At 59.8% G+C, this 11,872-nt stretch carries 9 protein-coding genes; 3 read left to right on the forward strand and 6 right to left on the reverse strand.

What is annotated here, in order from left to right; translation table 11 throughout:
• Window positions 1-143 precede the first annotated feature (143 nt).
• A complete protein-coding gene (locus tag ACI3KQ_RS09440) occupies window positions 144-1,136 on the forward strand; it encodes a LacI family DNA-binding transcriptional regulator (RefSeq protein WP_404956980.1) in 993 nt (330 codons plus the stop codon).
• A 33-nt stretch (window positions 1,137-1,169) separates the two neighbouring features.
• Here ACI3KQ_RS09440 and ACI3KQ_RS09445 read toward each other — a convergent pair whose 3' ends face one another.
• From ACI3KQ_RS09445 to ACI3KQ_RS09465, 5 genes are all read right to left on the reverse strand, one after another.
• Window positions 1,170-2,633 carry an FAD-dependent oxidoreductase gene (locus tag ACI3KQ_RS09445; protein ID WP_404956982.1) on the reverse strand — a complete coding sequence of 488 codons (1,464 nt, stop codon included), beginning with the start codon at window positions 2,631-2,633 and terminating at the stop codon, window positions 1,170-1,172.
• An 83-nt stretch (window positions 2,634-2,716) separates the two neighbouring features.
• On the reverse strand, window positions 2,717-3,469 hold the full coding sequence (locus ACI3KQ_RS09450) for an SDR family NAD(P)-dependent oxidoreductase (protein ID WP_404956984.1): 753 nt from the start codon (window positions 3,467-3,469) through the stop codon (window positions 2,717-2,719).
• A gap of 89 nt (window positions 3,470-3,558) precedes the next feature.
• Window positions 3,559-4,578, reverse strand: coding sequence for a zinc-binding dehydrogenase (locus tag ACI3KQ_RS09455; RefSeq protein WP_404956986.1), 1,020 nt, complete (start codon window positions 4,576-4,578; stop codon window positions 3,559-3,561).
• A gap of 35 nt (window positions 4,579-4,613) precedes the next feature.
• Window positions 4,614-5,867, reverse strand: coding sequence for a sulfotransferase family protein (locus tag ACI3KQ_RS09460; RefSeq protein ID WP_404956987.1), 1,254 nt, complete (start codon window positions 5,865-5,867; stop codon window positions 4,614-4,616).
• On the reverse strand, window positions 5,857-6,522 hold the full coding sequence (locus ACI3KQ_RS09465; protein ID WP_404956989.1) for a TetR/AcrR family transcriptional regulator: 666 nt from the start codon (window positions 6,520-6,522) through the stop codon (window positions 5,857-5,859). The genes ACI3KQ_RS09460 and ACI3KQ_RS09465 overlap by 11 nt, the downstream gene beginning before the upstream one ends.
• A 227-nt stretch (window positions 6,523-6,749) precedes the next feature.
• On the opposite strand from ACI3KQ_RS09465, the gene ACI3KQ_RS09470 reads away from it, so the two are divergent.
• A complete protein-coding gene (locus tag ACI3KQ_RS09470) occupies window positions 6,750-8,171 on the forward strand; it encodes an NAD-dependent epimerase/dehydratase family protein (RefSeq protein ID WP_404956991.1) in 1,422 nt (473 codons plus the stop codon).
• A gap of 287 nt (window positions 8,172-8,458) precedes the next feature.
• On the opposite strand, the gene ACI3KQ_RS09475 is transcribed toward ACI3KQ_RS09470, so the two are convergent.
• Window positions 8,459-10,810 carry a TonB-dependent receptor gene (locus tag ACI3KQ_RS09475; protein ID WP_404956993.1) on the reverse strand — a complete coding sequence of 784 codons (2,352 nt, stop codon included), beginning with the start codon at window positions 10,808-10,810 and terminating at the stop codon, window positions 8,459-8,461.
• Between the two features lie 510 nt (window positions 10,811-11,320).
• Between ACI3KQ_RS09475 and ACI3KQ_RS09480 the strand changes: the two genes are divergently transcribed.
• Entirely contained in the window at window positions 11,321-11,611 is a 291-nt protein-coding gene (locus ACI3KQ_RS09480; RefSeq protein WP_404956995.1) for a hypothetical protein, read from the forward strand.
• Window positions 11,612-11,872 lie beyond the last annotated feature (261 nt).

An 11,872-nucleotide genomic window follows, 5' to 3' on the forward strand; every position in this document is an offset into this window, starting at 1 on the left:
TAATGGTCCGTAAGATTGTTCAAGAGGCTTTTCGACATGGTGGCAAATGGCAGCGCCGGTGCATGATGCGGGCATATCTCCGAAACGTGCAATCGCCATTTGCACCTGCCCTTCTCACCCTGTCACACTGATCCGCCCGCATCATGTCCAGCATACGTGACGTTGCCGCCCTGGCGGGTGTATCGATCAAGACCGTCTCCCGCGTTGTCAACAATGCGCCCAACGTCAGCAGCGACCTGCGCGAACGGGTCACCGCCGCGATCAAGGCGCTGGATTATCGCCCTAACCAATCGGCGCGCCGCCTGGCGGGCGGACGGTCGTTCCTGATCGCCTTCCTGTATAACAACCCGGCTCCCGGCTATAATAGCGGCATTCAGGTAGGCGCCGCCAACCGCTGCCGCGAACTGGGCTATCACCTGGTGGTCGAACCTATTTCCCTGGTGGGAGAGGAACGGTTCGAAGTGCTCGACCGGCTGGTCGCAGCATTGCGACCCGACGGCGTATTCCTGGCCCCGCCGCTGTCGGACGATCCCCAAATCCTGCGCCGTCTGGCCGAACTTAAGCTGCCATGCGCGCGGATCGCGGGATCGATCATGTCGGAAAGCTTCAACATTCCTACGCCCGAACGGTCCGCCGGACGGATGGTGGCGGATCACCTTATCGGGCTTGGCCATCGGCGCATCGGCGTCATCTGTCCGCCGATCACCCATCGCGCGGCCCAACTGCGCGTCGATGGATTCAGGGACGGACTGATCGCCGCCGGGATCAGCATCGACGAACAGATGTTTGTCGAAGGCCGCTTCGACTTTGCGTCCGGCATCAGCGGTGGAGAAATATTGCTCGCATTGCCTGAGCCACCGACCGCCATATTCGCGACCAATGACGACATGGCGCTGGGCGTCCTGACACTTGCCCACCGGCGCGGTCTGCGATTGCCGGATGACCTGTCGGTGGTCGGTTTTGACGACACGCGCGGCAGCCTGACCACCTGGCCGCCGCTGACCACGGTCAGGCAGCCGCTGGAGGAAATGGGACGTGCGGTGGTGAATGCCCTGGTGCAAGGGCTGGCAAATGCGCCGTCCTTCATCTTTGAACTGGTGCAGCGGGAAAGCAGCGGGCGAGCTCCGGCTCTGTAGCCGTCGCGCCGCCACGCCACCGCTTCGCTTTTGTCAGGCGCTCGCGGCCTTGCGCCCCGCCTGCCGTCCAAAGAAGGTGCAATCCGCCAGGCTGAGACCTGAGCTATAACCATGCCCCCATGCGGGCAGGCCTGACGTGCAGCGTCCCGCCGCGAACAGGCCGGGGACGGGCGCTCCGGTGCGGTCCAGTACTTCGCCGTCCACCGATGTGCGCAGTCCGCCCAGGGTGAAGAAACTGAAATAGCTGCTCTGGAAATTCAGCTCCAGCGCGACGAATGGCCCCTGGTCCAATGGCGTCAGGATTGGCGCATTCTTGTGAAACAGCGGGTCGCGCCCTTCCTTCGCATGCGCGTTGTAAAAGGCCATGGTCGCCGACAATGTGCCGGGCGCCATTTCCAGTTCGGCCTCAACCTCTTCCCAGCTTTCACCCGTACCGGCGATTGTGATTCCCGCCATTTCCAGCGGCTGATCGAAATGAGCGATGTCGAGCAGCAGATAGACCCGGTCGCCCAATTGATCGACAGCCGCGCGGCTCACCCGGCCATGATAGCAATCCTCATTGATGAACCGCTGACCCGCCTGGTTGACGAACACACCATAGGCCTGCGGTTCGGGCATGGTCCACGGACAGGTCGTGAAATATTGTTCCATGTGGATGGCGTCGCCACCTGCCCCCACACCCAGTTCGATGCCGGACCCGTCATCCTGATCGCCGATGGGGCTGTTGATGCGGAAGGTTTCGGGGCAATAACGCTGCCGCATGTCTTCGTTGAAGACAAAGCCGCCGGTGCACAGCACCACGCCCTTTGCCGCCCTGACAAAGCGGTTCACATTGTCGATGCGCACAACCACGCCGACCACGCGCTGGTCATCATCCTGCACCAGTGCGACGGCGCGCGCGTCGGACACGACCTGCACGCCCAGGTCGCGGGCGCGGCTTTCCAGCAGATCGACCAGCGGCCGCCCGCCGCCCCAGCCCATATGCTGGATGACGTGGCCGCGCGGCGCAGGCTTGGCCAGGTTGCAAAACGGCCAGGCTGCCTCGCTGCCCGACCAGATCAGCGTGGAATCATCGACCGGTTCGATATGCTTGCCGGGCAGGAAATTGCCGCGGTACGGAATGCCCTGTTCCTTCAGCCAGCCATAATGGGCCACTGACTCGCGGGCATACAGGTCGCACTTGGCATCGTCGGCACAGGGGCCGCCCGCTGCCTTCAGATAAGCGGCCATATCCTCTGTGCTGTCTTCAAACCCGGCGGCGCGCTGCGCATCGGTCCCCCCACTGCCGCCGATATAGATTTCGCCGCCGGACAATGCGGATGCGCCGCCGCTTCCCGATCCGCGTTCGAACAGCATGACACGCGCGCCAGCCGATGCTGCCTCAATGGCCGCACAGGCGCCCGCCGCGCCGAAGCCGACGACTGCGATATCCGTCTCATGATCCCATGCCTGCACCGCAGAGGCAGGATATGGCCGATGAAGAGAAGCGTCAGTCACTCAATTTACTCCGTTTCGCCGCGTCGCAATCGCGGCCTGTTCATAATCGAAAGGGGCATGCGCGCAAGCGGACGGCGTGAACATTATCCCGACACTGTATAGCCGCCGTCCACATATAGCGTCTGACCAGTAATCCAGCTGGCGGCAGGGCTTGTCAGGAACAGTATCGCATTGGCGATATCCCCCGGATCGCCCAGCCGTCCAAGCGGGGTGCGCGCCAGGGTCGGCTCAATCCAATCCGCCTGCTCGAACGTCCCGGCGGTCATGCCGCTGCGCGTCAATCCTGCCGCCACCGCATTGGCGCGAACGCCACGCGCGCCCCATTGCACCGCCATCGCCCTGGTCAGGCCGACCAGCCCTGTTTTGGCCGCTCCGTAGCCGGGGACCAGGCCGATGCCGAAAAAGCTGCTCATCGACCCGATGCCGATCACGGAACCGCCGCCCGCCAACTTGCTGTCAGCTAAAAGATCGACGGTGCGCCGCGCCAAACGGAATGCCGAATTGAGCAGCATATTCACCGCCCGGTCGAATATCTCAGGCTCCCATTCGTCCAGACCCAGGCTGGGAAGCGCGATTCCCGCATTGTTGATCAATATGTCCAGCCGGGGAAGAGCGGCGGCAACGCTGTCGATGTTCGCGCTGTCCTCCACATCAAGCTGAAGATAGCGATAACCCGACAGGTCCACATCATATTCCGCAGCACTGCCCCGCGTGCCCGTGATGGTCACTTGCCCGCCCGCATCGCGATAGGCCGCCGCGGTCGCAGCGCCAATGCCGCTGGTCCCGCCCGTGATCAGAATATGGGCGCCGGAATAATCATGGACGGGTAACGTCATACTCTCTCCCTATCCGCCCGCGATTCGGCGCGGTACGTTCACGTTCAAATCTTCATGGCCTGCCACGGCCCTTGCCTACCCTGCACCCGTCAGACAAATTCAAGCATAACCTTTGCTGAATTCGCTGCATCCCGTGCGGTGTCGATCGCTTCATTGAATTGTTCGAACGGAATATGGTGGCTGATCATCGGAGCAAGATTTATTTCGCCCGCCACGATCATGTCGACCGCTTCGCCAAATTCCGCATGACGTCCAAGCGCGATCGATCCGATCAGCATGATTTCGTTCATCATCATCTTGAACAGGTCGACAGCGCAAGGCTTCTTGTAAAGCGCGATCACGGAAATCCGGGCGCGAAACTTGGCTATCGCGATGACGTCGGCCAGGGCCGGCGGCGCGCCAGCCGCATCGATGAATACGTCGGTGTCGACATGGCGATGCCCCAGGCGGGTTCCTTCGCCATGTGCCTTTGCCAACATTTCCGTGATTGATCCTGTCGAAGCATTTATAGTCGTTTCCGCGCCCAGCGCACGCGCGCGCGCCAGTCGGCTGTCTTCCCGGTCGATGATCACGATATTCTTGACGCCCCGATGACGAAGCATGACGACCGCGCTCAGGCCTATCGGGCCAGCGCCGATCACGGCAACCTTGTCGTCCGGTTTCACATCAACCAGGTTGATGCCATGCAGAGCGACCGACAAAGGTTCGGCAAGTGCAGCCAGTTCCGGCGCAACATGCGCAGGCACCGGATAGAGTGACGAACCGATTTTCGCGTCGGGGACCAGAATGAAACGGGCCATCGCTCCTTCCAGACCGCCATTGCCGATGTTGCGATCATCCGGGTTCACCGCGACCCGCAGGCCCGGCTGGACGTCTCGAACATCCGTCCCGACCCACTCCACGATCCCGGCAAATTCATGGCCGATAGGCATTGGTTCGGACAGTGGCGCGCCCGTTCCGCCCAGTGCGATATAGCCCAGATCGCTCCCGCAGATGCCGCACGCCTCAACGCGCACAACCACGTCACGGGGACCGGGCTTAGGGACAGTCACATCGTCCAGACGAACGTCACCAGGCCCATGAACCCGCGCAACTTGCATCGTCGTCATGGGCATGCCCTTCCTATCTTCAGATGGCCCTGCGTTCACTTGCTTTCCGCCTTCACCGGGAACGCATCGAAATAGAAGGCGAAACGTTCGCGCAACCTTTCGGGATTGACCCCGAAATCACGCTCCAGATGATAGGCCATCCGCCCTTCCTTCCCCCTTGGGTGGCGGGCGACATATTCACCGACAGCCTGACGCGACTGGTCCGTCATCGGCAATCCGGCCTTGGCCAATATTCTTTCCGCCGTGGCGAGGTCGTCTGCCATGAACTGGTGGAACGGCACGTCCACGCTCTGTTCCGCGGGCCACATATGCCGATCGTTCATGCAGGCGCGCAGCAGATGTTCGATCCGGTCGGCCCAGTAAGTGAAGATCGTCGTGGCGTCGAACCGCTTGCGGTTGATCCGCGTGGTATAGGCCTGCATCGTGACCGCCGACTGAATCACTGCAACCGGATCGCGATGGGTGATGGCGACGAAAGCGTCGGGGAAAACCGCCTTGAGCACCGGCAACTGCTCCAGATGCTGCGGGCATTTAAGCACCCACCGCTTAGGCCCGTGACGCCGCTGCAACAGCTTCAACACGGTCTTCAGATACTCGTAATGCGGCGTCTGGTCGGTATTGTAGTAATGGTCCCGCCATCCCGGCACAAAGGATAGCCATTCGAAATTATAGGATGCGAAATCGGGTCCCATGAGTTCCAGTTCCTCATGGATATGGTCCGGGTTCATCGGGTGCATGGTGGCGAGCAAAGGCGTAGTGACCTGCATGCCTGCCCACGCGTCGGCGCAGCGCTGATAACGAGGATCGATACCGCCCGGCAGCAATGGCTCACCGGGCAGTGGCACCGGCTCATAGCTTTCCCACAGCGGCAAGGATTGCAGCCGGGGGTCAGCGGCGATCAGATTGACGAGATGGGTCGTCCCCGACCGTGGCAGCCCCGCGATGATGATCGGCCGGTCAATCACCTCATCATGGATCGACGGATCCCGGTTCAGCGCGTCCTGGATCAGCAGCCGGTTGGATGCATAGCGAACCATGTAATTATGAAGATTGGCGCGCGACAGGTTAGTCAGGTCCGCGTCCGCGTCCCATTCATCGAGCAGCAGGTTCAGCCGCTCGCGAAAGTCATCCGGGCCGAAATCGGCAAGACCCGTCCGTTCACGGGCAGCGTTCAGCACCGCGCTTTCCGTCAGGGACACCGGATGAGCATCCCCATAAGCGAGCGCAGCCAACTGCGCCTGCGTCAGTTGGGGAGCGAACAGATCATCGATCGAAATCTCATTGGACATCGTCATTTTCCCGTTTGTCGAGCGGCGCCACCAGTGCGGCCACCATCATCGCCTCCAGATCGGCTGTGAACATGCGAATATTGGCGTCATCCAGGGCACCCGACCCTTCAAGCACATGGGAATAGTCGGCTAGGCCATGAAACAGCATCACGCTGGCGATGATGAGGCGGCGATCGGCGACATGGGCCGGTATCCCCCGCCCTTTCAACGCCTGATACAGCATGTGTTTCAGCCGTTCGGTGAGCGGTGCGGAAAAGGAAGCGGACCCTGCCTGGCGCAGTGCGAGCGTGTGGACCGCCACCAGCTGGGCGTTGAGGCGAACAAACTCCTTGCCCCCATCCGGGTCCAGCAGTTTGGCGGCCACCGGCCTGGCGAACGCGGCAACCACATGTTCGATCGCTGGCACGCCCCCGCCCGCCTCCATCTCGTCGAACAAATGGTCGCGCTGTCTGGCGATGATGGGAACATGCTTGTCCAGAATAGCCTGGATCAACCCGTCCTTGTTGCCGAAATGATATTGGCAGGCGCTGCCGTGCCGCTGCTGCGCGGCCTTGTTCACCTCATTCAGGGATACCGCCTGGACGCCCTGATCCGCGAACAGCCGTTCCGCAACAGCTATCAGCTTGGCGCGGGTCGCTCCGCTGCGTGGCGACACCCGCGAACTCCCCTCTGGCTGGCGATGCTGCGCGTCTAATAGGCGCGCGCTCGGCTCTGGCGATAGCATCGCGCCTCTCCCTTGTTAGTGAGACCGCACTAACTTGGCTGTGGGTTGCTGGCAAGCCCTATGGACATGGCCGCCCGATCGACCTGCGCCGTTTCACCGCCCATTCTTGTTATATGGACGATAACGTGCGAATAAGTCGGAAACTGGGGAAACAGACAATGACCGACAGCCGCAAGATAATTTTCCTGACGGGCGCCTCCGGCAATATGGGCCGGGAAGCCGTGAAACGCATCGCCGCACAGAATGAAACATTGCGGCTACGAGTGCTCATCCGTCCTGAAGAAAAATCGCATCCGGTCGTGCGCGACATCATCCAGAAGGGGTTGGCGGAAATCGTCTGGGGCGACCTGAACGATGCTGCCGCGATCCGCGAAGGGGTGAAGGACGCGGACGTCGTGCTGCATGTCGGTGCGCTGGTGTCGCCCCTGGCCGACCGCCTGCCTCCCGAAGTCGTGACGAAGGTCAATGTGGGCGGCACCCGCAATATCGTCGACGCGATCCATGCGGTTGCGGACCCTCAGCGCACCCGCCTGGTCTACATCGGCACGGTCGCTGAAACCGGAAGCCGAAACGCGCCCGTCCATTGGGGCCGCACCGGCGACCCGATCAAGATCAGCGTGCATGATCATTACGCCGTGACCAAGACTCAGGCCGAAGCCATCGTTGCGCAAAGCGGCATCACGCACTGGGTATCGCTCCGCCAAAGCGGCATGGCTCATTATGACATGTGGAAGATTTTTGATCCCATCATGTTCCACAACCCCATCAATGGCGTCTTTGAATGGTCGACCGCGAACGATAGCGGGCGGCTGATGGCGGCGATGTGCGGCGATCACCTGCCCGCGGAACTGTGGCGGGGCTTTTACAATATTGGCGGTGGTGCGACTTCGCGCGTCGTCAACCATGAATTCATGGCGCAATCGATGCCCAACTATAAAAAGGCGCTGAAACCGCACTGGTTCGCGACCCGCAACTTTCACGGCCAATGGTATGCCGATTCCGATCGGCTGGAAGCTCTGGTGCCGTTCCGCGAACAGTCGATCCACGACTATTTCCAGGAAGCGCCGCGCCATACGCCCTGGATCGTGCGCGCCGTATCGAAATATCTGCCTGGCGCCGTCAGCAAGCGGGTGCAAAAACTGGCGGAAGCGCCCGGTGGCTCGCTTCACTGGTTCGCCAATAATGACGAAGACAAGATCAGGCACTATTTCGGATCGCGCGCCGCATGGGAGGCAATCCCGCGTGACTGGGACAATTTCTTCTTCGCTCAGCCGTCGCGCGAACCGACCCTGTTGAACCACGGCTATGACGAAAGCCGCGCGCCAGAGGATTGGCGGATCGACGACCTGAAAGCCGCAGCAGAATATCGCGGCGGCCAGTGTCTGGCGACCAGTTTCGATGGCCCCGATGCGGCGATCGAATGGCAGTCCGCAGCGGGTCATCGATTTACGATGACGCCGCGTCTCTATTTGAAGGGCGGCCATTGGTGCCCGACCACCATGGTCGATTCCGCGGCCTATGAAGCGGAAGCCGCGCGCAATCCCTTCTTCGCGCAGGTTTGGGGCGCGGCGGCGGGTTGATCCTCTGGCTGGGGCAGATCCATTTCAGCTGACTTCAGTTGCTCTGTCCCAGCCATCACCTTTGCCGCGCTCCCCCGGCCGATAATCTGCGCTAACATGAGATCGACAAGTTAAGCCGAGTCCTCCGGTCGCGACTGACGGACGGGACGCAGCCACACTCACCCCCGAAACATCGCGGTCGACGGAAGCTGTCCCAAAGAAAAATCGCGCCGTGAACACCAGGTTCGCGGCGCGATGCAAGGATCATTGAACCCGCCAGCCGAAGATCGGCTGGCGGGCGCAGGTTTTTAGAAGCGGAACGAACCGGAAATCCCGAATTCCCGCGGATTGGTGACGTTCACCGTGCGGTAGCCGGAGTCATAGATTATAGTCGGGTCGTTGCTCGCCCTGAACTGGCTGTTACCTACACTAATATTGGTGATCCGCTTTTGGTTCAGAAGGTTGCGGGCAAAGGCCGAAAGCTCCCACTTACCCTCTTCGCCGCGCAGACCCACAAACAGATTAATCAGTGTACGTGACGGGTAACGATATTGCTGTTGTTCAGAATATACGCTGGGGCGATAATTGATCAGCCCGCGGATGAAGGGCTGCATCGGACCAGACCCAAAACGAATCTCGGAATTGGCTGTCAGACTGAAGTCAGGCACATCCGCAAGGCGTGAGTTCCGATTGCAGAAGCTGACATTGTTAACGCCTCCAAAAGCCGGGTTCGGAATGATGACCGGTTGGCCCGTGACCGGGTCCAGCGTAGTGCAGGGCAGCAAGGCGTTCTTATACCGCGCCTTGACATAGGCCATGCTGACCGAAAAATCCCAGTTGTCGGTCGGACGGCCCGCAATCGTCGCTTCTATACCCTTGACCGTGGCATCGCCGTTATAATTGTAATCGGACGTATCATCGAAAGCGCCATCAGGCGGACCGGCATAGAAGCCGGGGAATACTTCCGTACCCTGATCAGTAGCGATGCCGGTAAAGCGCGAGATAAAGTTATCGAACTCTTGATAAAATGCCGAAACATCGAGCGAAATTCTACGGTCAAGGAACGCAGACTTGAAACCGATTTCATAGCTGTTTGACCGTTCTGGCTTACTGATCACCAGGTCTTCGCTGATGTTTTGCGGGGTGCCAACGCCTGCGGTTGCACCTCGATACGACCTGCCATAGGCCGCATAGGCCGTCAAGTCAGGGCTGAACTCGTAGGTCAAGGTAGCGGAGCCAGTGAACGGGCGCTCCTTCGAACTGAAATCCACGATCGGGAAGCTACCGACACCAGGAATGGTGATCGTAGCCAGCTGCCTTCCGTCATTCATCGTATAACGGCCTGCCGCTTCAAACGTCAGCTGCTCGGTGGGCTTAAGCCGCACGCTACCTGCAAACGCCCAAGTCTTCGCCTGTGTCGGTATAACGATCGTGCCTGCGACCGGAGTCACGAAGGGTGCTGGCAAACCGGGTACGCCAAACAGGAAATCTAGAGGCTGGTCGACAACAACATTGCCCGTCTGGGTCGTGTGAAACACACCGGCCGACCAGTTGAAAAAGCCTTCATTATTGGAAATTATGCGCAGTTCAGCCGTATCCACATTATATGGCGTGCGCACGATCTGCGTCGGAGTGTAATTCGGGATGGCGTTGCCAGGATCGCCATCGCCATATTGGGTCAGCGTCGTTTCCTGATGGCCGCCGACAAAGGCCAGCGTAACCGGGCCCAGGTCATATTTCGCATCCACCGTTACCAGGTGACTGTTGTTGATGAGGCGGCGGCGCCCTTCGGACAGGTTCAGGCGGTCATCCAGCCCAATGGCCGGGTTGCCGATAGCGGCATTCCCGGGGCCGAAAATTTGCGTGTGATTGACGTTGTCAGAATTCAGATACTGATACATGACGTTGATGTCGAAGCCCTCGGTGGGCTGCAGGGCCACCGACAAACGGGCGCTCTGCGTCCGGCTGCGCGACCGATCGCCACGGGTCGTGTTACGCACCTGATTCAGACGATTGCCGTCCACCAGCATCGACGCGCGGATCGCGATCTTGTCCTGAACGATCGGAAGGGACACGCCACCCTGAACGTTATAAGCGGCGTCATCAGTCGCGGTGCCCTGGATATAGCCTTCAATCTCATTGAGATTGGGACGGCGCGTACGGATGGTGATGGCGCCCGAAGGAGCCGTACGTCCACGCAGCGCGCCCTGTGGCCCGCGCAGGACTTCGACCTGGTCAATGTCATAGATGGCCGTGAATACCGTCGAGGCGTCAACCGGCACTTCGTTGTAATAAATATCGACCGAAGGACCAGTGCCCTGATCGGGATCGAAGGTCACGCCACGCAATGTCGCCGAATTCGCACGACCGTTATTGGTCAGTTCAAGACCTGGAGCAAGCTGCTGAACGTCCTTGATGTCAAGGATTTTGAGTCGCTCAATCTGCTCGCCGGTTGCGACGTTGATGCTCATTGGAACATCTTGCAACAACTGCGCACGCCGACTTGCAGTAACGATGATTTCACTCGCGGGCTGGTTCGCCCCACTGCTGACATTCGCTGCCGCAGCCGCGGTGTCCTGCGCCCAAGCGCCGCTGGACAGCGCAAATGTGCCGGCGGTAGCCAGCAACAGCGCAGCATTTCGGTGGAAATTCCCCTTCATATCATCTCCCCTATGTAAATTCTTATCGCACTTGAGTGTATATTATCGGCCGGATTGTCAAGCGAGACAAACCTGATGGAAAAATCCCTCAATCTGTGGAGCAGCCAGCGACATGGCCATGTGGTAACTAATTGGTTTATAATGATAATGACCTTGGTTTGAAGATACGGGCAGGGCCGTACGCCTCCGCCGAAGGGCCTGCCAGTCGTCTAAATGGCCCTCATTCGGTCGCAGGCGCATATTTACGCCTACAAAAAGTCGAAACCTGTGACCGAAAGGCAACACTGACCGTTTGGCTGGCCCGACCCCAAAACCACATGGTGGCAGGTATATATGGTGCGCCTTTTGATCTACTTTTTCCCAAGGACGCGCGTCGTGGCAAAGCGTCGCCCGTTCGTTCAGCGGAGAGCAAGCCATGGACCGCTATTCAGGAATAAGTGAACAGTTGCGTTGCATTGTGAACCGACTGATATGGGATCAGGCCACTGGCCGCGGAGAAGAGGAACGAACATGAAGAAATTGATGATCGCAGCGGCAATGTTCGCCATGGCGCCAATGCCTGCATTTGCTCAAGCTGCGACCTACTCGACAGAGTCGACCGAAATCGGCACGCTGCTGGACGATCCCGCAGCAAAGGCTGTTCTGGACAAGCATGTGCCAGCCCTGTCGGGAAGCGACCAGATCGACATGGCACGCGCCATGACGCTGAAGGCCGTTCAGCAATATGCGCCCGATGACCTCACCGACAAGCAACTGGCGGATATCGATGCCGACCTCGCAAAGCTGAAGGCCGCGAAATAAGGCTGAAAATATCGCTCAGCATGCTTTAAAATGGCTGGCCGGGTCCCTGGGGTCCGGCCACTTCCATTCCGGCGCTACCCCTGGATCATAGCCAGTAATTGCCGGGCGACCTGCGCCGGTCTTTGCGCGGTATCGGATCGTCTTTGGTGCCGTTGATGATTTCTTCGGTCAGGAACTGCAATTCCTAGCTGTAACCGACGTCGTAAGGTCCGCGCGATCTCCAGCAAGCGGTAAAGCCGATCCTGGCCAGTTCCTAACTAT

It is taken from the genome of Sphingobium sp. ZW T5_29, assembly GCF_044987515.1.
Lineage (GTDB): Bacteria > Pseudomonadota > Alphaproteobacteria > Sphingomonadales > Sphingomonadaceae > Sphingobium.

Excerpts from the sequence above, each read along its gene's own strand:
- ACI3KQ_RS09440 (WP_404956980.1), top strand. The coding sequence starts at position 144 with ATGTCCAGCATACGTGACGTTGCCGCCCTGGCGGGTGTATCGATCAAG.
- ACI3KQ_RS09450 (WP_404956984.1), bottom strand. The coding sequence starts at position 3,469 with ATGACGTTACCCGTCCATGATTATTCCGGCGCCCATATTCTGATCACG.
- ACI3KQ_RS09455 (WP_404956986.1), bottom strand. The coding sequence starts at position 4,578 with ATGACGACGATGCAAGTTGCGCGGGTTCATGGGCCTGGTGACGTTCGT.
- ACI3KQ_RS09460 (WP_404956987.1), bottom strand. The coding sequence starts at position 5,867 with ATGTCCAATGAGATTTCGATCGATGATCTGTTCGCTCCCCAACTGACG.
- ACI3KQ_RS09470 (WP_404956991.1), top strand. The coding sequence starts at position 6,750 with ATGACCGACAGCCGCAAGATAATTTTCCTGACGGGCGCCTCCGGCAAT.
- ACI3KQ_RS09475 (WP_404956993.1), bottom strand. The coding sequence starts at position 10,810 with ATGAAGGGGAATTTCCACCGAAATGCTGCGCTGTTGCTGGCTACCGCC.
- ACI3KQ_RS09480 (WP_404956995.1), top strand. The coding sequence starts at position 11,321 with ATGAAGAAATTGATGATCGCAGCGGCAATGTTCGCCATGGCGCCAATG.